This is a genomic window from Curtobacterium sp. Leaf154, assembly GCF_001424595.1.
GTDB classification, from domain to species: Bacteria; Actinomycetota; Actinomycetes; order Actinomycetales; family Microbacteriaceae; genus Curtobacterium; species Curtobacterium poinsettiae.
Map to the genome: position 1 here is coordinate 393,916 of NZ_LMOS01000006.1, position 22,032 is coordinate 415,947.

At 72.0% G+C, this 22,032-nt stretch carries 25 protein-coding genes; 8 read left to right on the forward strand and 17 right to left on the reverse strand.

Features of this window, described 5'->3' with window-relative positions:
• Positions 1-80: 80 nt before the first annotated feature.
• From ASF75_RS13690 to ASF75_RS13710, 5 genes are read left to right on the forward strand one after another with little or no spacing between them, the layout of a single operon-like run.
• Entirely contained in the window at positions 81-959 is an 879-nt protein-coding gene (locus tag ASF75_RS13690; RefSeq protein ID WP_056072172.1) for an SIS domain-containing protein, read from the forward strand.
• A complete protein-coding gene (locus tag ASF75_RS13695; RefSeq protein ID WP_056072174.1) occupies positions 959-1,870 on the forward strand; it encodes an ROK family protein in 912 nt (303 codons plus the stop codon). Before ASF75_RS13690 ends, ASF75_RS13695 begins: the two co-directional genes overlap by 1 nt.
• The gene (gene nagA / locus ASF75_RS13700; protein ID WP_056072177.1) at positions 1,867-2,985 is read left to right on the forward strand and encodes an N-acetylglucosamine-6-phosphate deacetylase; all 1,119 of its coding nucleotides are present in this window, start codon (positions 1,867-1,869) and stop codon (positions 2,983-2,985) included. Before ASF75_RS13695 ends, nagA begins: the two co-directional genes overlap by 4 nt.
• Positions 2,982-4,001 carry a 1-phosphofructokinase family hexose kinase gene (locus ASF75_RS13705; RefSeq protein WP_056072182.1) on the forward strand — a complete coding sequence of 340 codons (1,020 nt, stop codon included), beginning with the start codon at positions 2,982-2,984 and terminating at the stop codon, positions 3,999-4,001. Before nagA ends, ASF75_RS13705 begins: the two co-directional genes overlap by 4 nt.
• Positions 3,998-4,834 carry a class II fructose-bisphosphate aldolase gene (locus ASF75_RS13710; protein ID WP_017887913.1) on the forward strand — a complete coding sequence of 279 codons (837 nt, stop codon included), beginning with the start codon at positions 3,998-4,000 and terminating at the stop codon, positions 4,832-4,834. The genes ASF75_RS13705 and ASF75_RS13710 overlap by 4 nt, the downstream gene beginning before the upstream one ends.
• Before the next feature lie 39 nt (positions 4,835-4,873).
• Here the strand turns inward: ASF75_RS13710 and ASF75_RS13715 are convergent, their stop codons facing one another.
• From ASF75_RS13715 to ASF75_RS13725, 3 genes are all read right to left on the reverse strand, one after another.
• Positions 4,874-6,280: an L-serine ammonia-lyase gene (locus ASF75_RS13715; RefSeq protein WP_056072185.1), complete on the reverse strand. Its 1,407-nt coding sequence runs from the start codon at positions 6,278-6,280 to the stop codon at positions 4,874-4,876.
• 34 nt (positions 6,281-6,314) lie between these two features.
• A complete protein-coding gene (locus ASF75_RS13720) occupies positions 6,315-6,509 on the reverse strand; it encodes a PspC domain-containing protein (protein WP_017887911.1) in 195 nt (64 codons plus the stop codon).
• Between the two features lie 93 nt (positions 6,510-6,602).
• The gene (locus tag ASF75_RS13725) at positions 6,603-7,529 is read right to left on the reverse strand and encodes an NADP-dependent oxidoreductase (RefSeq protein ID WP_056072188.1); all 927 of its coding nucleotides are present in this window, start codon (positions 7,527-7,529) and stop codon (positions 6,603-6,605) included.
• A gap of 103 nt (positions 7,530-7,632) precedes the next feature.
• Between ASF75_RS13725 and ASF75_RS13730 the strand changes: the two genes are divergently transcribed.
• Positions 7,633-8,451, forward strand: a complete 819-nt coding sequence (locus ASF75_RS13730; RefSeq protein WP_042537588.1) for a shikimate 5-dehydrogenase — start codon at positions 7,633-7,635, stop codon at positions 8,449-8,451.
• Between the two features lie 135 nt (positions 8,452-8,586).
• Here ASF75_RS13730 and ASF75_RS13735 read toward each other — a convergent pair whose 3' ends face one another.
• Genes ASF75_RS13735 through ASF75_RS13760 form a run of 6 tightly spaced genes read right to left on the reverse strand, consistent with a single transcriptional unit; the run spans position 8,587 to position 13,801 of the window.
• The gene (locus tag ASF75_RS13735; RefSeq protein WP_042537590.1) at positions 8,587-9,030 is read right to left on the reverse strand and encodes an SRPBCC family protein; all 444 of its coding nucleotides are present in this window, start codon (positions 9,028-9,030) and stop codon (positions 8,587-8,589) included.
• A 5-nt stretch (positions 9,031-9,035) separates the two neighbouring features.
• Complete coding sequence (locus ASF75_RS13740; RefSeq protein ID WP_017887907.1) at positions 9,036-10,481, reverse strand: phytoene desaturase family protein; 1,446 nt, start codon at positions 10,479-10,481, stop codon at positions 9,036-9,038.
• 39 nt (positions 10,482-10,520) lie between these two features.
• Complete coding sequence (locus tag ASF75_RS13745) at positions 10,521-11,189, reverse strand: hypothetical protein (RefSeq protein WP_017887906.1); 669 nt, start codon at positions 11,187-11,189, stop codon at positions 10,521-10,523.
• A 54-nt stretch (positions 11,190-11,243) separates the two neighbouring features.
• Entirely contained in the window at positions 11,244-11,771 is a 528-nt protein-coding gene (locus ASF75_RS13750; protein ID WP_017887905.1) for a GNAT family N-acetyltransferase, read from the reverse strand.
• A 27-nt stretch (positions 11,772-11,798) separates the two neighbouring features.
• Positions 11,799-13,076 carry an ABC transporter permease gene (locus tag ASF75_RS13755; RefSeq protein WP_017887904.1) on the reverse strand — a complete coding sequence of 426 codons (1,278 nt, stop codon included), beginning with the start codon at positions 13,074-13,076 and terminating at the stop codon, positions 11,799-11,801.
• On the reverse strand, positions 13,073-13,801 hold the full coding sequence (locus tag ASF75_RS13760; RefSeq protein ID WP_031260145.1) for an ABC transporter ATP-binding protein: 729 nt from the start codon (positions 13,799-13,801) through the stop codon (positions 13,073-13,075). Before ASF75_RS13760 ends, ASF75_RS13755 begins: the two co-directional genes overlap by 4 nt.
• Positions 13,802-13,881: 80 nt before the next feature.
• Between ASF75_RS13760 and ASF75_RS18015 the strand changes: the two genes are divergently transcribed.
• The gene (locus ASF75_RS18015) at positions 13,882-14,511 is read left to right on the forward strand and encodes a TetR/AcrR family transcriptional regulator (RefSeq protein ID WP_056072190.1); all 630 of its coding nucleotides are present in this window, start codon (positions 13,882-13,884) and stop codon (positions 14,509-14,511) included.
• A gap of 81 nt (positions 14,512-14,592) precedes the next feature.
• Here ASF75_RS18015 and ASF75_RS13770 read toward each other — a convergent pair whose 3' ends face one another.
• The 8 genes from ASF75_RS13770 to ASF75_RS13805 all read right to left on the reverse strand — a co-directional run bounded on the left by ASF75_RS13770 (position 14,593) and on the right by ASF75_RS13805 (position 21,498).
• A complete protein-coding gene (locus ASF75_RS13770; RefSeq protein WP_056072193.1) occupies positions 14,593-15,618 on the reverse strand; it encodes a glycine betaine ABC transporter substrate-binding protein in 1,026 nt (341 codons plus the stop codon).
• On the reverse strand, positions 15,615-16,379 hold the full coding sequence (locus tag ASF75_RS13775) for an ABC transporter permease (protein WP_017887900.1): 765 nt from the start codon (positions 16,377-16,379) through the stop codon (positions 15,615-15,617). Before ASF75_RS13775 ends, ASF75_RS13770 begins: the two co-directional genes overlap by 4 nt.
• A complete protein-coding gene (locus ASF75_RS13780; protein ID WP_017887899.1) occupies positions 16,376-17,647 on the reverse strand; it encodes an ABC transporter ATP-binding protein in 1,272 nt (423 codons plus the stop codon). The genes ASF75_RS13775 and ASF75_RS13780 overlap by 4 nt, the downstream gene beginning before the upstream one ends.
• A complete protein-coding gene (locus ASF75_RS13785; protein WP_017887898.1) occupies positions 17,634-18,281 on the reverse strand; it encodes an ABC transporter permease in 648 nt (215 codons plus the stop codon). The genes ASF75_RS13780 and ASF75_RS13785 overlap by 14 nt, the downstream gene beginning before the upstream one ends.
• Before the next feature lie 208 nt (positions 18,282-18,489).
• On the reverse strand, positions 18,490-19,194 hold the full coding sequence (locus tag ASF75_RS13790; protein WP_017887897.1) for a DinB family protein: 705 nt from the start codon (positions 19,192-19,194) through the stop codon (positions 18,490-18,492).
• The gene (locus ASF75_RS13795) at positions 19,191-19,793 is read right to left on the reverse strand and encodes a hypothetical protein (RefSeq protein ID WP_017887896.1); all 603 of its coding nucleotides are present in this window, start codon (positions 19,791-19,793) and stop codon (positions 19,191-19,193) included. The genes ASF75_RS13790 and ASF75_RS13795 overlap by 4 nt, the downstream gene beginning before the upstream one ends.
• A gap of 58 nt (positions 19,794-19,851) precedes the next feature.
• Complete coding sequence (locus ASF75_RS13800; protein WP_056072196.1) at positions 19,852-20,730, reverse strand: aminoglycoside phosphotransferase family protein; 879 nt, start codon at positions 20,728-20,730, stop codon at positions 19,852-19,854.
• A gap of 117 nt (positions 20,731-20,847) precedes the next feature.
• Positions 20,848-21,498 carry a ScbR family autoregulator-binding transcription factor gene (locus ASF75_RS13805; RefSeq protein ID WP_056072199.1) on the reverse strand — a complete coding sequence of 217 codons (651 nt, stop codon included), beginning with the start codon at positions 21,496-21,498 and terminating at the stop codon, positions 20,848-20,850.
• 90 nt (positions 21,499-21,588) lie between these two features.
• Here ASF75_RS13805 and ASF75_RS13810 point away from each other — a divergent pair, with 90 nt between their 5' ends.
• Complete coding sequence (locus tag ASF75_RS13810; protein WP_056072201.1) at positions 21,589-22,032, forward strand: hypothetical protein; 444 nt, start codon at positions 21,589-21,591, stop codon at positions 22,030-22,032.

Consider the following 22,032-nt stretch of genomic DNA (forward strand, 5'->3'; position numbering starts at 1 on the left):
TGCCCTTCCCTTGCGCACGATCGCTCGCTACGCTTCCTGATCATCGATCACCCGGATCGATCCGGACCCGGAAGGCTCCCATGACCGACACCTTCGTGAGCGCTGAACTGGCCTCGCAGCCGGAGACCTGGCGTGCAGCCGCCGCGCTCCTGCCGACCTTCGCCGACGCGCTCCCCCAGCCGGGCGAACGCGTGGCCGTGATCGGCTGCGGGACGAGCTGGTTCATCGCCATGAGCTACGCCGTCGCCCGTGAGCAGGCGGGCCTCGGCGTGACCGACGCCTTCGCCGGGTCCGAGTACCCCGCGTCACGCGAGTACGACCGCGTGCTCATGATCAGCCGCTCGGGCACGACGACCGAGATCGTCGACCTGCTGCAGGCCTTGCCGTCCCAGCGGACCGTGCTGGTCACCGCCGTCGCCGACAGCCCCGCCGCGGCCGTCGCCGACCAGGTGGTCGCACTGCCCTTCGCCGACGAGCGCTCGGTCGTCCAGACCCGCTTCGCCACCACGACGCTCGCACTGCTGCGAGCGTCCATCGGCGACGACGTCGACGCGCTCGCAGCCCAGGCCGAGACCGCACTGACGGTGCCGATCGACGACCTGCTCGACGCCGAGCAGGTCTCGTTCGTCGGTCGTGGGCCCGCCGTGGGTCTGACGTTCGAAGCCGCGCTCAAGACGCGCGAGGCCGCGCAGTTCTGGGCCGAGTCCTACCCGGCGATGGACTACCGGCACGGCCCCATCGCGATCGCCCAGCCCGGCCGGCTCGTCTGGTCGCTCGGCGCAGCACCCGAGGGCCTGGCCGCCGAGGTCGCCGCCACCGGGGCCCGGTTCGTCCAGCACGACCTCGACCCGATCGCCGGACTCGTCGTCGTGCACCGGTTCGCCGTCGCCCTGGCCGAGGGACGCGGGCTCGACCCGGACAACCCCCGGTCGCTCACCCGGTCGGTCATCCTCACCTGATGGGTGGCGCAGGCGCGGTGCTCGGGGTCGACGTCGGCGGCACGGGCATCAAGACCCGTCTGACGACCGCCGACGGACTCGTCCTCGACGAGACCCGGGTACCGACGCCGCGTGACGACCCGGACGCCGAGCGCCTCGCCCTGGTCGTCGCCGGACTGGCTGCCCAGGCCACGCGACGGGCGCCGCTCGGAGCGATCGGGCTGGTGACCCCCGGCGTCGTCGACGAGACCCGCGGCACCGTCGACCTGTCCGTCAACCTGGGATGGCGTGACGTCCCGGTGCGTGACCTCGTCCGCGCCGAGCTCCTGCGACAGGCGATCGACGTCCCGCTCGCCTTCGGCCACGACGTCCGAGCCGGTGCCCTGGCCGAGGTCCGGGCCGGCGACCCGGCACTGTGTCGGGGGTCGGTCTCGTTCGTGCCGGTCGGCACCGGGCTCGCGAGCGCCCTGGTGGTCGACGGTGTCGTCGTGTCCGGTGGTGGCTGGGCGGGGGAGATCGGGCAGGTCCGGATCCAGACCGGCCCGCACGCGGGTCACCGCGTCGAGGAGATCGCGTCCGCCGGGGGAGTCGCACGTCGTGCCGCTGCTCCGTCCGCACACGCCGCCATGCTCCTGGTCCGCCAGGGCGACCCCGCCGCCCGTGCGGTCTGGGACGACTGCGTCGCGGTCCTGGCCGATGCGCTCGCCTGGACCACCGCGGTCGCCGGGAACCACACGATCATCGTCGGCGGGGGACTCGCCGAGTCCGGACCGCTGCTGCTCGACCCGCTGCGCGCTGCCGTCGCGGAGCGTCTGCGGGGCGTCCGTGTCCCCGTCATCGTCCCCGCCCGGGACGGCGACGCAGCCGGCGCCATCGGTGCGGGGATCCTCGCACGCGAGCTGCTCGAGACCGAGACCGGGGTCCTGCTGTGACCACCCTCGTCCGAGCCCGTCGCATCGTCACGGCCCAGTCGGACCTGCACGACGGCTGGCTCGTCATCGGCGATGACGACACCGTGCTGGCGACCGGCACCGGATCCCCGATGCGCACGGACACCGCCGTCACCGTCGACGGTGCGATCGTGCCCGGGTTCGTCGACCTGCACGCCCACGGCGCACTCGGGCACGACTTCGCCGGGTGCTCCGCCGAGGACGCCCGCGCCGCCGCTGGGCACCACCGGTCACGGGGCACGACCACCCTGGTCGGGTCCATCGCCACGGGTGAGCGCACGGACACCGTGGCGGCCCTCACCCGGCTCCGACCGCTCGTCGCGGACGGCACGCTCGCCGGGCTCCACCTGGAGGGGCCGTGGCTCGCGCCCGCCCGTCGCGGGGCGCACCGCGTCGACCTGCTGCACGCCCCGGACCCCGCCGAGGTCGACGCCTACTGCGACGCCGCGGGTGGCGCCCTGCGCATCGTCACGCTCGCGCCGGAGCTGCCCGGTGCCCTCGACGCCGTTGCCCGCTTCGTCGGAGCCGGGGTCGTCGTCGCCATCGGCCACACCGACGCCACCGCCGAGCAGACCCGCCGCGCGGTCGACGCCGGCGCCTCGCTCGTCACCCACCTGTTCAACGGGATGCCACCGCTGCACCACCGCGCGCCCGGGCCGGTCGGGGTCGCGCTCACCGACGACCGGGTGCTGCTCGAGTGCATCGTCGACGGCCACCACCTCGACCCGGTCACCGTCGACGTCGTCCAGCGCAGCGCACCGGGCCGGATGGTCCTGGTCTCCGACGCCATGGCCGCGACCGGTTGCCCCGACGGGGCGTACACGGTGGCCGGATCGGCCGTGACCGTCCGCGACGGGCTCGCCGTGCTCGCTGACGGTTCGTCGCTGGCGGGCAGCACGATCACGGTCGCCGACGCCGTCCGCCGCCTGCTCGACGCGGGGACCGACCTGCCCGAGGTCGTCGCTGCTTCCGCGGCGCGTGCGGCACGCCTGCTCGGGGCACCGGCGCCCCTGGGCGTGGGCGCCCCCGCCGATCTGCTCGTGCTCGACCCGGAGCACGGCAGCGTCCGAGCCCTGCCGACGGCGGTGGTCTCGTGATCCTCGTCGTCACCCCGAACCCCGCCGTCGACGTGACCTACCGGGTCGCCGAACAGCGCATCGGCGAGACCCAGCGCGTGCTCGGGGTCGAGCGACGCCCCGGCGGCAAGGGGCTGAACGTCGGCCGGGTCCTCGCCGCCACCGGTGTCCCGACCCATGCCGTGCTGCCCCTCGGCGGCGACGGCGGGCACTGGATCGCCGACGCACTCGACGGCCTCGGGCTCGTCCACACCGACGTCGCTGTCCGTGGCGAGACCCGCACGACCGTGACGGTGGTGGACGACACCGCGCACCCGACGATGTTCGGGGAGCCCGGGCCCGTGCTCAGCCCCGGCGAGTGGGACACCGTCACCACCGCGGTCGAGACACTGCTCGACGGCGATGTCGGCGGTGCCGACGGTGCCGCCGATGCCCCGCACGCCGCGGCCCTGGTCGTGTCGGGCTCCCTGCCCCGCGACACCGACCCCGCCGTGGTCACTGCCTGGGTCACCGCCGCACGCCACCGCGGGGTGCTCTCCGTGGTCGACTGCTCGGGCACCGCGCTGCTGGCTGCCGCTTCGGCCGGGGCGACGGTCTGCAAGCCCAACCGCGAGGAACTGGTCGAGGCCACCGGCGCCGACGACGAACGGTCGGGGGCGCTCCGGCTCCTCGGTCTCGGGGCCGCGGTCGTCGTGGTCTCCCGGGGTTCCGAGGGCATCGCCGCCCACACCGCCGACCACGTGCTCGAAGTGCCTGCGGTCCCCGGGGTCTCGGGCAACCCCACCGGCGCCGGCGACGCAGCCACCGCCGGACTCGTCGGTGCGCTCGTCGCTGCCGGCCTCCCCACGCCCGAGGGCAGTGTCAGCGCCCCCGACGACGCCACCCTGCTCCGCGCGCTGCGGTCCGCCGCCGCACACGGGGCTGCCGCCGTCCTGCAGCCGGTGGCCGGCACGGTCGACCCGGCTGACGTCGACCGCTTCCTGTCCACCCCGCCCGCTCCTGCTCCCGCACACGACCGAACGAGGACCTCCGCATGATCACCGACCTCGCCCTCACCGGCCTGCTCGACACCGCCCGCACGGCACGCCGCGGGGTCGGCGCGTTCAACGTGGTGCTGCTCGAGCACGCCGAGGCGATCGTCTCCGGTGCCGAGCTGGCGGGGCTGCCGGTGATCCTGCAGATCAGCGAGAACTGCGTCCGGTACCACGGCGGCCTCGCACCGATCACGACCGCGACCCAGGCCGTCGCACGTGCGGCCGACGTCGAGGTCCTCGTGCACCTCGACCACATCGAGGACCCCGAGCTGGTGGCGGCCGGCGTCGACCTGGGCGTCGACTCGGTCATGTACGACGGCTCGCACCTAGACTTCGCCGCGAACGTGGCTGCAACGCGGGAACTCGCTGCTCGGTGTCACGCCGCGGGGGTCGCGATCGAGGCCGAGCTCGGCGAGGTCGGTGGCAAGGACGGCGTGCACGCGCCCGGCGTCCGCACCGATCCGACCGACGCCGCCGCGTTCGTGGCCGACACCGGCGTCGATGCCCTGGCGGTCGCGGTGGGGACGTCGCACGCGATGCAGACCCGCGAGGCCTCGGTGGACCGCGACCTGGTCGAGCGCCTGCGTGCCGCGGTGCCGGTGCCGCTCGTGCTGCACGGCTCCTCGGGCCTGTCCGACGACGAACTCCGCGGCGCCGTGCACGCGGGGATGACGAAGATCAACATCTCGACGCACCTGAACGGCCTGTTCACCCGTGCGCTCCGCACCGTGCTCGACGAGCGGCCGGACGTCGTCGACCCGCGCAAGTACGTCGCAGCGGGCCGGGACGCCATCGCCACCGAGACGGCGCGGCTGCTGACGCTCCTGCACGCCTGACGAGCGAGCAGAGCAGACGAGCACGCGCGACCGCGACGCTCAGCAGAGCGGGACGTTCACCGCGAGCCCGCCCATCGCGGTCTCCTTGTACTTCGAGGACATGTCCGCCCCGGTCTGCCGCATCGTCTCGACGACCTGGTCGAGCGACACGTGGTGCACCCCGTCGCCACGCAGGGCCATCCGGGCGGCGTTGATCGCCTTGTTCGCCGCGATCGCGTTCCGCTCGATGCACGGGATCTGCACCAGCCCGCCGATCGGGTCACAGGTCAGCCCGAGGTTGTGCTCCATCGCGATCTCGGCGGCGTTCTCGACCTGCTCCGGCGTGCCCCCGAGGACCTCGGCGAGCCCCGCAGCCGCCATCGACGCTGCCGAACCGACCTCGCCCTGGCAGCCGACCTCGGCGCCGGAGATCGACGCCCGTTCCTTGTAGATCGACCCGATCGCCCCGGCGGTCAGCAGGAATCGCACGACGGCGTCGTCCCGTTCGTCCGCGGAGGCGTCGGCGACCGTGGGGACGTAGGTGCGCGCGTAGTACAGCACCGCGGGGATGATGCCGGCGGCACCGTTCGTCGGGGCGGTGACGACGCGGCCACCGGTGGCGTTCTCCTCGTTGACCGCCATGGCGACGAGGTTCACCCACTCCATCGCGAAGAGCGGGTCGTGGTCGGGGTCCTCGCGGGTGAGCTGCTCGTGCCAGGTGGCCGCGCGACGACGGACGTCGAGCCCGCCGGGCAGGCACCCGCCCCGGCGGACGGATCGGTCGACGCACGACTCCATCACGCCGTGGATCCCGAGCAGCCCCGAGCGGACCTCGGTGTCCGTCCGGGCGACGGCTTCGTTCGCCAGGGCGACGCTGCTGATCGGCAGGCCCGAATCCGCGCAGGCGACGAGCAGCTCGGCACCGCTCGAGAACGGGTACGGCACGGCGTCGTCGACCGGGATCGCGGCACCGGCGACGGCAGCCAGTGCGTCCACGGCGGGTTCGGCCTCGTCGTCCCGCGCGATGAACCCGCCGCCGATCGAGTAGTAGGTCTCGTCGGCCAGGTCGACACCCGCGGCGTCACGGGCTCGCAGCCGCATGGCGTTCGGGTGGCGGGGCAGCATCGTCAGGGGGTGCAGGACGATGTCGGCGAGGCGGAACGGCACGCTCGCTCCGCCGTCGAGCCGCAGGACGCCGTCGCGTTCCAGCGCCTCGAGTGCGCGGGCCATGGCATCCGGGTCGACGGTCTCGGGGTGCGAACCCATGAGCCCCGCGACGACGGCGCCGAGCGTGCCGTGGCCCTGCCCGGTCGATGCGAGGGACCCGTACAGGTCGACCACCACGGAGGCGACGGGCAGGCCACGCACCAGGCTCGCGAACTCGGCACCGGCCCGCATCGGGCCGACGGTGTGCGAGCTCGAGGGGCCGACACCGACGCTGAACAGATCGAAGACGGAGACCGGCACGCCGCCACACTAACCCGTCCGGACGGACCGGTGCTCAGCGCCGCCGACCACCCTCGGGCGGCATCACGAACCACAGCACGACGTAGGCGATCCACAGCGGCCCGGGGAACAGGCTCAGGATGACCCAGATCACCCGGACCAGGGTGCGGGACAGGGTGAAGCGGTCGGCGAGACCGGCGCAGACACCGGCCAGCAGACGACCGTTGCGGGGACGGGACAGTGTGCTCATACCGACGACGCTACGCAACGCCGCCGGGCCGGCGCATCCGGGACGCACCCCGAGCGTGGTGGGGGAAACCCCCGGACCCGCGTGGTCGTGGGGTCAGGGGATGAGGACGATCTTGCCGCGCGTGTGGCCCTGCTCGAGCTCCTCGAAGGCGTCCTGCACGCGGTCGAGCGGGTAGGTCGCGGCGACGGGCACCTCGATCGCGCCGTTCGCGACCTCGAGTGCGAGCGCGCCGAGGATCTCCGGATCGGCCGTGTCCGCACTGCCCGAGGTCTTCGCCCCGACCTCGGCTGCCTCGTCGAACGCGATGATCGTCTCGATGCGGTCGACCGGCACCCCGAGCGCGATGCCGAGCCGGACGTACTCGGCACCGTGGGTGTCGATCACGGCGTCGACGCCGTTCGTCGCGAGTTCCGTGATGCGCTCCTGCAGGCCGTCGCCGTACGCGACGGGTCGTGCGCGCTTGGAGCGGAGCCACTCGTGGTTCGCCTCGGACGCGACGGCGATGACGTCGATGCCCTCGTTCGCGAGCAGCTGGGTGACGAAGCCGCCGACCCCGCCCGCGGCACCGGACACCACGACGGTCTCACCGGCACGCGGGTCGACCGCGCGGACGGCCGCCGCCGCGGTGGTCGCGATGACGTCGAGGCCACCCGCCACCGTCCAGTCGAGCAGGCGTGGCTTCTGGACGACCTGCACGGCCGGCACCGAGACGTACTCGGCCTGGCTCGCGCGGTCCCACGACCAGCCGATGACCTCTTCGCCCTCGTCGACGCCGTCGACCTCGGCCCCGACGGCGACGACGATGCCGGCGAAGTCGGTGCCCTGCCCGGACGGCAAGTCGCCGCCGAACGCGCCCTGGCGGATCGCCGACTCACCGGGGTTGATCCCGGCGGCACGCACGCGGACGAGCACCCGCCCGGCGGTCACGTCGGGCACGGGCACCTCGGCGACGTGCAGGACCGATCGGTCACCCCACTCGTCGAAGCGGACAGCGCGCATGGTCTCCGGGATCTCAGTCATCGGGACAGACGCTACCCCGGAGCGCCGCACCCGGCCTGCGTGGACCGCTCCATCCCTGCAAGAGCAGGAGAGTGCGGGCGTGCGACAGTGCGAGACTGAGAGCATGCCCATCCTGAACAAGGACATGCAGGTCTGCATGTCGCTGGCCGCGCGACCGAGCAACATCGGCACCCGTTTCCACAACTTCCTGTACGACGAGCTCGGTCTCGAGTTCCTGTACAAGGCCTTCACCACGACGGATCTGCCCGGCGCCGTCGCCGGCATCCGCGCGCTCGGCATCCGCGGCTGCTCGGTGTCGATGCCCTTCAAGGAGGCGATCATCCCGCTCGTCGACCACATCGAGGACTCCGCCGCCGCGATCCAGTCGGTCAACACGGTCGTGAACGACGACGGCGTGCTCACCGCGTCGAACACCGACTACGAGGCGATCGCCGCACTGCTCGGGTCGCACCGGGTCGACCCGGCTTCGCGTGTGCTGCTCCGCGGCTCCGGCGGCATGGCCAAGGCCGTCACGGCGGCGTTCCGAGGCGCCGGCTTCGACCGGTTGACGGTCGTCGCCCGCAACGAGCAGACCGGCCCGGCCCTGGCGACGCAGTACGGCTACGAGTGGGTCGCCGACGAGCGTGAGGCGGGGGAGACCGACCTGGTCGTCAACGTCACCCCGCTCGGCATGCGCGGCGACCAGCAGGACGCACTCGCCTTCGCGCCGGAGCGGATCGAGGCTGCCCACACCGTCTTCGACGTCGTCGCGTTCCCGTCGGAGACCCCGCTCGTGCGGGCGGGCCGCGACGCCGGCAAGCACGTCATCACCGGCGCCGAGGTCATCGCCCTGCAGGCAGCCCGTCAGTTCGAGCGGTACACGGGCGTCGCCCTGACCGACGACCAGGTGGCGCGGGCCAGCGAGTTCTCGCGCGCCGAGTAGTCGACGCACCCACAGGGCGGACGGGAGGTGGGCCCCACCCGCCGGTTCCGGCGTGACGCGCCAGCGGCACGACGGCCGTGACGGGAGGCCCGTGGCGGCGCCGCCACGGGCCTCCCGTCCGTTCGTGGGGACGTCTCAGGCGGTCGCCGAGCGCCCGACGGCCACCCACTCGAGGCGGCGGAGCGTCTCGCGGTTGCGGATCCAGATGAGCGGCTGCATGAGGAAGTCCGGCACGTGCGAACCCGGCCCGGCCACCGCGTTCTCGGTGATCGTGACCTTGCTGCCGTGCCGGTGCGGTTCGACCGTCAGCTCGACGCGGGCCTCGCCGATGGGCCAGCCCTTGGGCTGGATGACCATGCGGTGTGGCGGCTCCCAGACCAGCGACGTCGTGACGTCGTCGATGACGATCGGCCAGGCGCCGAACGAGTGGTGCAGCCGCGTGCCGACCTGCGGCCACCCGGATTCCTCCTTGCGCATACGCGACGCCCCGACCACCCAGGTCGTGTAGAGCCACCCGTCGCCGAGCACGTCGAAGACGGCTTCGGGACGGCAGTGCAGGATGCGGACGTTCTTCGCCATGGTGTTCAGCCTTCCGGGGTGAGGTCGACGTCCTCCGGCAGTCCGAAGGTGTGCCGGAGCGCGCTCTTCGCCGCGTGCCAGCCGGCCATGCCGTGCACGCCGGGGCCGGGTGCCGCGGACTCGGAGCACAGGTACATGCCGCCGCCCATCCGCCACGGGTCGCTCGACAGGACGGGGCGCTTGACGAGCTGCCAGAAGCTCGCGGCACCGGCGGCGATGTCGCCACCGACGTAGTTCGGGTTGTACTCGCCCATCTGCACGGCGGTGCGGGAGCTCGACGACAGGATCGTGTCGCGGAACCCCGGCGCGAAGCGCTCGATCTGACGGGTGACGGCCTCGGTCGGGTCGACGTCCGAGCCCGCGGGGACGTGCGCGTAGGCCCAGAAGACGTGCTTGCCCTTCGGGGCGCGGGTCGGGTCCACCACCGTGGGCTCCGCGCCGAGCACGTACGGACGCTCGGCGTGCTGCCCGTTCGCGACGGCACGTTCGGCGGCCGCGATCTCCTGCCGGGTCCCGCCGATGTGCACGGTCCCGGCCTTCCGCAGCGACTCGTTGGTCCACGGCACCGGGTCGGACAGCGCGAAGTCGACCTTCGCCGCCGCGTTGCCGAACCGGAAGCGTCGCAGTGCGCCGCGCTTCGGGGTCGGGATCTGCTTGCCCGCGATCCGGAGCATGCCCGGCACGCTCGTGTCGAACAGCACCGCCTTCGCCGGGGTGAGGTCACCGAGCGACCGGACCTCGTGTCCGGTGACGATGCGGCCGCCGTGCGCGACGAGGTCGGCGGCGAGCGCGTCGACGATCGCCTGGCTGCCACCGATCGGCACCGGCCAGCCGCGGGCGTGCGCGTACGAGCCGAGCGACAGTGCCGCCGCCGCGGTGGACAGGGACGGCAGGTGCTGGATCGAGTGCGCCGCGACGCCGGACACCATCGCCGGGGCAGCCTCGCCGCGGAAGCGCAGGTTCCACGCGGCGGTGCCCTGCTCGAGCGCCCGCAGCCCGAACCGCAGGACGGTCAGGGGGTGCCGCGGCACGTGCAGCAGCGCGTCGGTCGCGAAGTCCGCGACCTGGTCGGCGTTCTCCGCCAGCGGCGCCATCAGCTGCCGGAAGGCCGGTCCGTCCACCCCGAGTTCAGCGGCGGTGCGGTCGAGGTCCTGGTACGCGATGCCGGCGCGACCGTGGTCGAGCGGGTGGCCGTACTGCACCTCGGGCAGGCGGAGCTCGATGCGGTCCTCCATGCGGAAGCGCCGGAAGAACTCGGACTGCAGGGCCATCGGGTGCACTGCGGAGCAGACGTCGTGCAGGAACCCGGGCAGGGTGAGCTCGGCCGTGCGGGCGCCGCCGCCGATCGTGTCGTTCCGTTCGACGACCTCGACCGACAGGCCGGCGCGGGCCAGGGTCACCGCCGCCGCGAGTCCGTTCGGTCCCGCTCCGACGACCACCGCATCCACCATGCCCCGAGCCTAGGGACTCGTGACTGCGTGTGGTGTCGGTCAGGTGCGCGAGGTGTCGGGGTCGGCCGGGTCGGACTCGTCCTGGTCACCGTCGGCATCGTCCGGTTCGTCGGCGTCGACCGGGGTCGACCCGACGGGGTGCTCGGCGAGCAACTCGGCGAAGTCCTCGTCGAGCATCTGCTGCAACCGGTCGTCGCGGCCGATCTCGTAGTCGTCCGCCGGGCGCTGTGCCCAGCCGAGGCGTCCGACGACGGTGGTGCCGATGTCGTCCCAGGCGCGGGCCCGCGCTGCGAGGACGATCCCGTCGACGAAGTGCTGGTCGTCGCGGCGTTTGTCGAGCATGGCGGCGAGCTGCTCGTACGTGGCCTCGCGCATCCGGAGCTTCAGGTCGTCGCCGCGCCGGTAGTCGTGCTGGTGGCGGGAACGGCCCTTCTGCTTGCTCGAGGTGGAACGGATGTCGCGCATCCGTGCGGCGTCACCCCGTTGTTCCTCGGCCATGCGGTGGAGTTCCTCGCGCGTGGCCTCGGCGATGAGTGCGTGGTCGAAGTACCCCTGGTCACGCAAGGCGTTCGTGATGATGCGGTTGGCCACCGCGATGGTGACGGCGGCCTTCGCGATGAGGAAGCCCTCGTCGACCGCACGCTTCAGTTCGACCTGGCTGATGGGTCGATCGCGCACGTCGTGGTTGCGTCGTCCGAACAAGGCCATGCTCCGACGATACCGGCGACCGGTGTCGGTCCGTCTGCACGAGGGCGGCGGACGTCAGAGGAGCAGGCCGTAGACGGCGACGTCGACCCGCTCGGGGCCGAGCGGCAAGGCGCCACGCAGGGTGCCCTCGTGGGTGAAGCCGAGCCGCTCGGCGAGCCGCCGGCTCCGCACGTTGTCGACCGCCGTCCGGATCTCCACCCGGGCCACGCCGCGGGCCCGGGCGACCCCGATCAGCACGGTGGCGGCCCGCCGGGCGACACCACGGCCCTCCTGTCCGGCGTCCACCCAGTAGCCGAGCGACGCCTGCCCCAGGTACGGGTCGAACGTCAGCGAGGCCACCCCGACCACGCGGTCGTCGTGGCGGATGACGCAGGGCAGCGAGCGGTCCATCGCGTACTGCCCGAGCAGCCGCTCCGTGTGCAGGGCGATGGCCTCGCGTGTCTGCGGGTCCCACGCCCAGGGCTCGGCGGCCCGCAGACGATCGGTGTTGGCGTGCACGAGTGCGAGCACCTGGTCGACCGTCGTCAGGTCGCGCAGCGTCAGCGTGGAGCCGTCACCGAGGTCGCGTCCGAACGTCGTCACCGCTCCGACACTAGGCAGCCCTGCCTGTCACTCGTACCGGAGCGCCTCGATCGGGTTCTGCCGTGCGGCTCGTCGTGCCGGCAGGGTGCCCGCCAGGAACGCGATGAACATCACGACGAGGATGATCGTGGCGACGGACCCGGGCGCGAACTGCATGATCTGCAGCCCCGGCAGGTCCTTGAGGAGCGTGCCGGCCAGGACGTTCGAGATCCCGGTGCCGAGCGCGATCGCGACCCCGGCACCGATGGCGCTGCCGAGGAACCCGATGAAGACCGCCTCGAGCGAGAACAGCGTGTAGACCTTGCCGCCGCCCATGCCCATCGCCTTCATCAGGCCGATCTCGCGGGTGCGCTCCTGCACGCTCATGAGCAGGGTGTTGATGATGCCGAAGCCGGCGGCGATGAGCGCGATCACGGCGAAGGCGTTCAGGACCCCGACGATGCCGCTGATGACGGTCTGGAACTGACCGAGCTGGTCCTGGATGGTCTGGCCGAGGAACCCGTCGTCCGCCAGGGACTTCTTGACCGTGGTGACGGAGGCGCCCGGATCGAGCGTCGCGGTGGCGCTGGCGTAGGAGGTCGCGATCGAGTCGGGCTTGCCGATCTCCTGCGCGGCCTGCATGGCGTCGGTCAGCGCGGCGTTCGCCCCGGCCCCACTGCCGAACAGCGACTCGTTCTGCACGCCCACGACCGTGGCGGTGAGCGTGTGCGCCTTGCCCTGGTAGTCGTCGACGGCGATCGTGAGTTCCTTGCCGACGGCGGCGGAGGCGCTGCCGAGGCCCATGTTCTTCAGGTAGTCGGTCGGCAGCATCACCTGGTTGGCGTCGGTCTGGTCGTCGAGCTGCTTGCCGCTCGCCAGGTCGGCGTCGAGCTCGCCGGCGTTGGCCGTGAGCGAGACGACGTACTTGCCGTGGTCGCCGTACTCGGCGTACTTCGGCGCGAGGGCGACCGCGGGGCGGAGGCTCTTGATGCCGTCGGTCTTCTCGATCGCGTCGACGTCGGACTGCGACAGGTACGAGAACGACGCCGGGCCACGGTCGACGCTCTGACCAGAGGCCTCGGGGTCGTACTTCGCCGGGCCGCTGTCGGTCGAGCTGGTGTCGACTGCCTTCGTGATGGTCAGGGAACCGGTGTCACCGATCGACGAGACCTGGGTGTCGATGTAGTTGCTGACGCCCGTGCCGATGGCCGAGGTGAGCGTGATCGTGAAGGCGCCGATGAAGATCGCGATGACGGTCAGGGTCGTGCGCAGCTTCGAGCGGAAGGTGTTCGAGACCGCGGTGCGCAGGAGGTCGAGGAAGTTCATGCGGAGTGCCTTCCGTGCGTGGCGGACGCGTCGACCGCGTCGTCGGGTCCGCCGACGATCAGGCCGTCGCGGACGTTGACGCTGCGGTCGCAGCGCGCGGCGAGCTCTTCGTCGTGCGTGACCACGACGAGCGTGATCCCCCGCTCGCGCTGCAGCCCGAACAGCATGTCCTCGACCACCTGTCCGGTGTTCGTGTCGAGGTTGCCGGTGGGCTCGTCGGCGAAGATCACGCTCGGCTCACCGACCAGCGCGCGGGCGATGACCACGCGTTGCTTCTGGCCGCCGGACAGGTCGTTGGCGTCGTTCTTCGCCTTGTCGGCCAGCCCGAGGGCGTCGAGCGCCGCCATGCCCCGTCGCTTCCGCTCGGCCCCGGAGACGCCGGCGATCTTGAGCGGGAGCACGACGTTGTCGAGCACCGAGGTCTTCGGCGTCAGGAAGAACTGCTGGAACACGAACCCGAACGTGCTGTTCCGGGTGCGGTTGACCTGGCGGGCACCGAGCGTCGCGGCGTCGGTGCCGTCGAGCAGCACCTGTCCGGCCGACGGCTTGTCGAGCAGTGCGAGCAGGTGCATCAGCGTCGACTTGCCGGAGCCGGACTTGCCGACGATCGCCAGGCTCTCGCCCTGGTGCACCGCCAGCGACACCCCCTTGAGCGCGTCGAACCGCGTCGCGCCGCGGCCGTAGGTCCTGGCGAGGTCACGGGCCTCGAGCACGGGAGTGGTCATGGGTTCACCGTAGTGTCCGGTGCACGACTGCAAGTTTGCGTTTGCTGTAGATCATGTGACGTTCCGGTTACAGTCGGGCCATGCCCGACTCCGCGACGCCGTCAGAACTCGGTCTCCGTGACCGCAAGCGCATCGAGACGCGCAACCGCATCGCCGAGGCCGCTCGCTCCCTGGCGCTCGAGCAGGGCGTCGACGGCACCACGATCGAGCAGGTCGCCGCCCGCGCCGACGTGTCCCCGCGGACGTTCTTCAACTACTTCGAGAGCAAGGAGGACGCGGTCCTCGGGCACACCGAACTCGACCTCGAACCCGCCACCCTCCAGGCACACCTGGCAGCCGTCTCGGGGGAGCCGGCAGCGCAGGCGGTCGTCGACCTGGCGTTCCTGGTGTTCGGGTCGTCGTTCGGCGACGAGCACGAGCGGCTCGAGCGCAAGGCCGTCATCGTGCGGTTCCCGCAGTTGATGCGTCGGCAGGTCGCGCGGATGACCACGGTCGCCGAGGCGATGACCGGCGCGGTGCGCACGATCCTCGAACGCGACCCGGCCTGGGGGCCGGACGCCGCGACCCCGCAGGCGGCCGAGATGCTCCTCGGCATGTGCATGACGGGCTTGCGCAGTGCCGCTCGGCACGAGGGCTCCGACCCCGAACAGGTGCGGGCGGCAGTGGTCGCGGCGATCCGCGACACGGCGGCGCGCATCGCCGCGGCCTGAGACGCGACCACGAACGCACGGGAGGCACGGTGCCAGCTGGCACCGTGCCTCCCGTCCGTGACGTGGATGCGTCGAGAACGGTCAGGGCTTCGTGATGAAGCCCTCCTTCACCATCCAGTCGAAGGCGACGTCGGCCGGCTCGCGCCCCTCGACGTCGACCTGACGGTTCAGCTCCTGCAGCACCGCGTCGGTGAGCTTCGGCGAGATCTGGTCGTAGATCCCCTCGAGCTGCGGGTACTCCTTGAGCGTCTTCGAGTCGATGACGGGCGCGACGTTGTACGCCGGGAAGAAGCCCTTGTCGTCCTCGAGCACCGTCAGACCGAGCGACTTGATGCGGCCGTCGGTGGTGAAGACCTCACCGAAGTTGCACTTGCCGCGGTCGGTGGCCGTGTAGACCGTGCCGGTGTCGAGGATGCTGACGTTGCTGCTCGGCACGCCGTTCGACCCCGAGCCACCGAGCTCCAAGCCGTACTTCTTGAGCATCGGCTTGAAGCCGTCGGCACGCGAGTTGAACTCCGACTCGACGCAGAACGTGCGCTGATCGACCGGCAGCTTCGTGATGTCGGAGAGCGTCTTGACGTTCCCGAGCTCATTGACCGCTTCGTCACGGACGGCGAAGGCGTAGGTGTTGTTCATCGGCGCCGGGTTGAGCCAGGTCAGCCCGTTGCCGGCGTCCTCCTTCTTCACCGCCGTCCACTGCTCGGTCTTGTCCGGGATCCCCTTCGCGTGGCCCATGAAGGTCAGCCAAGCGGTGCCCGTGTACTCGTACGTGAAGTCGGCCGCGTGCGAGGTCATCAGCTCACGGACCGCGACACTGCCGGGCACGTTCGTCTCGTCGGTGACGTCGAACCCGGCGGCCTTGGCGGCGAGCACGGCGATCTTGCCGAGCACGAGCTGCTCGGTGAAGTTCTTCGACGTCACGGTGATGTGGGCGCCGGCCGGCAGGTCGTCGATGCGCTGGATGGAACCGGCACCGGCCTCGGGCACGAACGAGGTGGCGGGCTGCAGGCCGCAGCCGGTCAGGACGAGGGCGGTGGCACCGGCGACGAACGCGGCGGCTCCGACCCGGGTGCGGGTGCGGCGGGTGCTGCGGGTGCTGCGGGTCATCGGAGTCCCTTCGGTCGTGCGACCGTCTCGACCACGCGGCCGAGCCAGTCGATGGAGAGGGCGAGCAGGGCGACCAGCAGGGCACCCGAGACGAGCACCTTCGGCAGGAACAGGGTCACGCCCGTGGTGATGAGCAGACCGAGTCCGCCCGCACCGACGAAGGTGGCCAGGCTCGCCGTGCCGACGAGCAGCACGAGCGCGGTCCGGATGCCGGAGAGCATGACCGGCACCGCGAGCGGCAGTTCGACGCGCATCAGCACGCTGAAGGCGCTCATGCCCATGCCGCGACCGGCCTCGACCAGTCGGGCGTCGACGCTCTGCACGCCGATCATGGTGTTCCGGAGCACCGGCAGGATCGCGTAGAGGACGAGCGCGATGACGGCCGACCGCGTGTTCAGGCCGAGCCAGGCGGCGAGCAGCACGATGAGGCCGACGGCCGGTGCAGCCTGCCCGAAGTTCGCGACGGCGAGCACGTACGGGCTCGCCCGGCGCAGCGGGCCGCGGGTGAGCAGGACGCCCAGCGGGATGCCGATCACGAGCACGAGCACCGTCGACTGCAGGGTCAGGACGAGGTGCTGGCCGGTCAGGGAGAGGATGTCCGCCGGGTTGAGCGTCGTGCGCTCGGTCGGGGTCAGGTCCGCCGTCGCGAGCCACACCGCGAAGCCGGCCAGGACGACCAGGATCGCGATCGGCTGGAACAGCAGGCCCTTCCACGAGGTGCTCGCACCGGTGGCGGGACCGGCGACGGCGACTGCGCTCACAGGTCTTCTCCGGTGGGCATCGCCGACACCGGCGACGACGGCATGGTCTCGATCGGGTTCGTGTTCGTGCCGACGGGCGTGTAGGCCTGGTCGCCGGCGGCGGTCGCGCGGGAGCGGGTGATCGCCTCCATCACGGTCTCGACGGTGATGACCCCGCGGAACGCGTCACGACGACCGGTGACCAGTGCGGCACCCGCGCTCGAGACGAGCATGGTGTCGAGCGCGTCGTTGAGGGTCGCGGCCTCGCCCACGACGGGCAGGCCGGGCTCGACGCCGTCGGGGATGCGGTCGAGGCGCTCGAGCTGGCGGCGCGACGGCCACCCGATCGGTCGCTGGCGGTGGTCGACGACGACGGCGTGCTGGTGCCCGCCGGCCTCGTTCATCCGCTGCAGCACGGCCTTGACCTCTTCGCCGGGCGAGCACGTCACGGCCGACTCGACCTCGACGTCGCGCACGCGGTTCAGCGTGAGCTGCTTGAGGCCCGCGCCGGAGCCGATGAAGTTCTCGACGAACTCGTTCGCCGGCTCGGCCAGGATCCGCTCCGGGGTGTCGTACTGCACGATGTGCGCGCCCTCGGTGAAGATGACGATCCAGTCGCCGAGCTTCACGGCCTCGTCGAAGTCGTGCGTGACGATGACGATCGTCTTGTGCAGTTCCTCCTGGATGCGCAGGAGCTCGTCCTGCAGGCGCTGGCGGGTGATCGGGTCGACCGCGCCGAACGGCTCGTCCATGAGCAGGACGGGCGGGTCCGCGGCGAGCGCCCGGGCCACGCCGACGCGCTGCTGCTGGCCGCCGGAGAGTTCGCGGGGGAACCGGTCCCGGTAGGTGTCGGGGTCGAGCGAGACCAGGTCGAGCAGCTCGTCGACGCGCGCCGCGATCTTCTCCTTCGACCAGCCGAGCATCTTCGGCACGATCGCGATGTTCGCCGCGACGGTCATGTGCGGGAAGAGGCCGCCGGCCTGGATCACGTAGCCCATGCGGCGGCGGAGCTCGTCGCCGTCGATGCCCGTGACGTCGTCGTCGCCGACGACGATCCGGCCCTGGGTGGGCTCGATCAGGCGGTTGATCATCTTCAGCGTCGTCGTCTTGCCGCAGCCGGACGGGCCGACGAGCATGACGATCTTGCCAGCCGGGATCTCGAGCGTGATGCCGTCGACGGCGGGCTTCGACTGCCCGGGGTACCGCTTGGTGACCTCGTCGAGCAGGATGCTGCGCCCGGTGACGTCCCCGTCGGGCGCGGTGGTGGTGGCGGAGTCAGTGCTGGACACGGATACCTCTCGAGATGGTCAGGCGGCCGAGGCCGATGAGGAGCAGGTCGAGGACGAGGGCGAGCAGGACGACGCCGACCACCCCGACCACGACGGAGGACAGGGCGTTGGCGCCGCCGAGGCGGGACAGCCCGGAGAAGATGAAGCCGCCGAGTCCGGGGCCGAGCGCGTAGGCGGCGATGGCGGCGATGCCCATCACCATCTGTGCGGAGACGCGGACGCCGCTCAGGATGATCGGCCACGCCATCGGCAGTTCGATCTGCAGCAGGGTGCGGAACCGGCTCATGCCGACGCCGCGCGCCGACTCGACGACGGTGGGCGGGATCTCGGCGAGACCGACGACCGCGTTGCGCAGGATCGGCAGTGCGGCGAAGAAGACGACCGTGACGACCGACGGCAGGACGCCGAAGCCGAGCGGGACGATGAGCAGGCCGATGACGGCGAACGACGGCAGGGTGAGGCCGATGGCCGACACCCCGTTCGCGAACGCGGTCAAGCGCGGGCTGCGGTAGACGAGTGTGGCGAGCACCACGGCGATGACCGTGGCGAGGACGACGCACTGGACGACCAGTGAGAAGTGCTGCCACGATGCGAACCAGATCTGGTTCCATCGCTCCACGACGTACTGGAACACGGGTGGGCGCTCCCCTTCCGGTCGGCTGAACTGCCCACAGATCGGGGCACGAGCTCGGCCAAAGCTACGCAGCACCTGGACCGGTTGTACAACGCAACCCTGCCGAGGCGGCAGTTTCCCTCGCAGTTGCGATGAGGACAACCCCTGGTCAGAGGGGGAACACCAGGGCAAGCCTGGGAGAACGGTAACGATCGGGCTGGGTGCCCGGCTATGCGCTCAGGTCACGCAACCCGGCACGCTCCGCGATGTCGACGAGCTGCTCGCGCCACCGGACCCATTCGTCCGGCGTCTTGTCGGCCAGGTTGCCGTCGCCGTCGCCGGCCAGGCCGTCGAGCATCTCGCGCACGATGTCGGCGTGCCCGGCGTGCCGCGCGGTCTCGTAGGCCATGTGCACCAGGATCCGGTGCAGCGTGACGTGCCGGTGCTCCTCAGGCCACCACGACACGGTGCCCGTCGCGGTGAGGTCGAGCGCCTCGATGGTCGCGTCGGCGTGGGCGGCACTCCGGTGGTGGAAGGCCACGACGTCCGCCATCGTCTCGTCCAGCGGGGCGAACATGTCGTCGCCGTCCTCCGACTCGAGCCACGCGGGCGGGTCCGGCAGCGGGCGCCCGAACACCTCGCCGAAGTAGCCGGCCTGCACGCCCGCGACGTGCTTCACCAGCCCGAGGACGTTCGTGCCCGTCGGCGTCACCGGCCAGCGTGCCTGTCGCTCCGCCAGCCCGTCGAGCTTGGCCAGCAGTGCTGCTCGGTGCTTCTGCAGGTACCGGTGCAGCGTCTGCTTCACCGCGGCGTCGGCAGCCGCCTGGTCGGGGGTCGGCGCGGACCCCTCGTCCGACAGCAGCGCGTTGCCGCTGGCCGCCAGTGTGCTGGTGCTCGCGGGGTGCACCTCGGGGACCGCTTCGACGTCGCTCATGCCCCCGATCGTGCCACCCGGAGCTCCTGCAGGCGTGTCGATTCCTGCACCGCGACCCGTTCGGCCGTCAGCAGCAGCCCCGCGACCTCGGCACCGGAGCGTGCCGGGGCGTCGTTCCAGCTCGTCAGGTCGCGCACGCGCCCCATCCGGATGTCCGGCGCGGGGCACCACAGCACGGGCTCGCCCTCGTCGCGGGCCAGGGCGTGCCAGACGACGTCGAGCGCGTGCTGGACCCGCGGTGCGTGCACCGCGAGCGGCCCACCGGCTGCGGACACGACCGCACCGACCAGGCACGCGCCGACGAGCGGTCGGCCCTGCACGTCCATCGCGGCGGCACTGGAGGCCTTCCGCTCGTGGCCGTGCTCGTCGAGGTAGGCGAACCAGGCGTGCTGCACCCAGCCGCGCTCGACGACGGCGCGGGCGTCGGAGAGCAGGTGGACGAGTTCGCCGAGTTCGCGCACCCGGTCGTCGACCCGTCGCGCGCGTGCGGTGGCGCGGCGGTCCGCGAGTCGGTCGACCAGGCCGCGGAGACCGCGTCGGACGGGGGCGGGGGAGGCGTCGGTGGCGACGTCGTGCTGGACGCGGAGCTCGAGGGTCATGGCGGCCCCTCCGATCGACTGTGCACGGATGGTGCGGTCACGATAGCCCCGGGGAGACTCAGTCGTCCAGCACCGCGTTGATGCTCCGTCGGGCGACGCTCCGGAAGGCGTGTTCGTCGGCGGTCGCCAGGGCGGACGCGAGCGCCACCACCCACCCGCGGGCGCGCTGCCAGGTGGCGTCCGAGGCTGCGACGCGGGCACGGAACGCGCGTCGCCCAGGCTGGTCGAACGTCAACCAGGCGGTCGCGAGGTCGACGGCGGGATCGCCCGCGGTGACGTCCCCGAAGTCGATCACGGCTGACAGGTGGTCGACGCCAGCGGATGACGAGTCGACGAGCAGGTTGAAGGGGTGCAGGTCGCCGTGCACCCAGACAGGAGGCCCGGCGTGCGTCGGCGCCGCGGCTGCGGCCCGCCAGAGCGCGGCCAGCTCGCCGGCCCGGTGCACGTCGTGGCCATCGAGTCGCGCCAGCACCGCGTCGCTCCGCGACGCGAGCGGCACCGCACGGAACGGGTTCGCCGGGGCACCGGCCGGGGCCGCCACGTGCAGGAGCCCGACGAACGCGGCGAGCGCCTCGGCCACGGGGACCCCGGCCGCGCGTGCGCCGATCGGGGTGCCGGGGAGCCACGGCACGATGCTCCACGACCACGGGTACCCGAGGGCGGGTCGGCCGGTCCGCACCGGAGCCGGCACCGGGACGACCGACCCGACCCGGGCGGCGATGTCCGGCAGCCAGCGCTGTTCGTGCTCGACGAGGCGTGCGGCCAGCTGCCGGCGGGGGACCCGCACGGCCAGATCGTCACCGAGACGCAGGACGACGTTGTCCCACCCGTTCGCGACGACCTCGAGCGACAGCCCGGCCAGGTCGGGGTGCTGGTCACGCAGCAGGGAGCGGACGAGCGGGACGTCGACGTCGACCTCGGCAGCGGGTGTGGGCACCGCGTCAGGCTAGTGGGCCGCCGGACACATGCCCGCGAACTGGGGCCGGTGGCGCGAACGGCTTCTCGGTAGTCTCAGAGGCGAGGTGACGTGGGTGTTTCCCTGGGGGGACTCGCGTCACTCCGGAGCGATGAGCGCGACGAGTCGCGGGATCTCCGGACGCAGCCGTTCGGTGACGAACGCGTCCAGCAGGACCGTCCAGAGTTCCCGCAGGCCCGCGAACAGGTCGGCCCGCCGCGTCATCACGTCCGAGACGGTCTGCACGCCCGTGTAGGCACGGACGACGACCCGGCCGACGAGCTCCGGGTCCCACCGCGGATCGAGCTCTCCCGCGTCGACGGCCTGCCGCGCGAACCCGGCGACCACCGCGGCCCAGTCGGTGTACGGGTCCCGCCGGTCCACGTCGCTCGCCGCCACGTCGGTCGACAGGCGCACCCCGGCGCTCACGACGACCTCGGTGGTCATCTGCACGGCGAGCCCCTGGCACAGCCACATGATCGACTCGAGCGGAGTGGTGCCCCGCGCCACCGCGGCCTCGCCGTACCGGCGCGAGATCGCGTGCTGCTCGGCGACGACGCCCCCCGCCATGTCGGCCTTCGACGTGAAGTGGAAGTACAGCGCACCCTTGGTCATCCCGATGCGTTCGGCGATGCCGTCCATCGAGGCTCCGACGTACCCGCGTTCGTCGAACTCCGCGGCCGCGCCCTCGATGATCGCGGTGCGGGTCGCGAGCGACCGCTGCTGCCGGGTCGGTCGGTCCTGCGCCATGGGGTCCGATCGTAGTCAGCGCACGCGATCGCCGGGGAGCCCTGGCCGCATTCGGCAGGCGTTCGGCCGCGTGCCCTACGGTCGGTCGCCATGGACGGATGGCGGAACCCTGCGCGCTGGGCACGGACGGGCCGGTGGCTGCTGCTGCCGATCGCGGTGCTCGACTGGGTCGCGCTCGCGCCGCAGACCATCGTGGTGCTCGCGTTCCTGATCGCCGTCGTCGGGCTCGCCAGCATGGCAGCGGCCCTGGTGGTGCACATGCTCGGTCGGTCCCGTGGGGCCATGGCCGCCCTCGGGGTCGTGCTGCTGCTCGGCGGCCTGGTGGTGTTCGGCCTCGACCCGTTCCCGGGCTCGTTCCCGCTCATCGCGTCGTGGTGGCCGGAGTCGATCACGCAGCCGCAGACCGTCGGCAGTGCTTACTGGCAGCTCGCCGGCCTGGGCATCGAGCTCGCCGGGTTCGGCCTGCTCGCCACCCTGCTCGTGGTCTCGCTGACCGGCACGCCACGCCCCCGGCAGGACCGCTTCCGCTCCTGA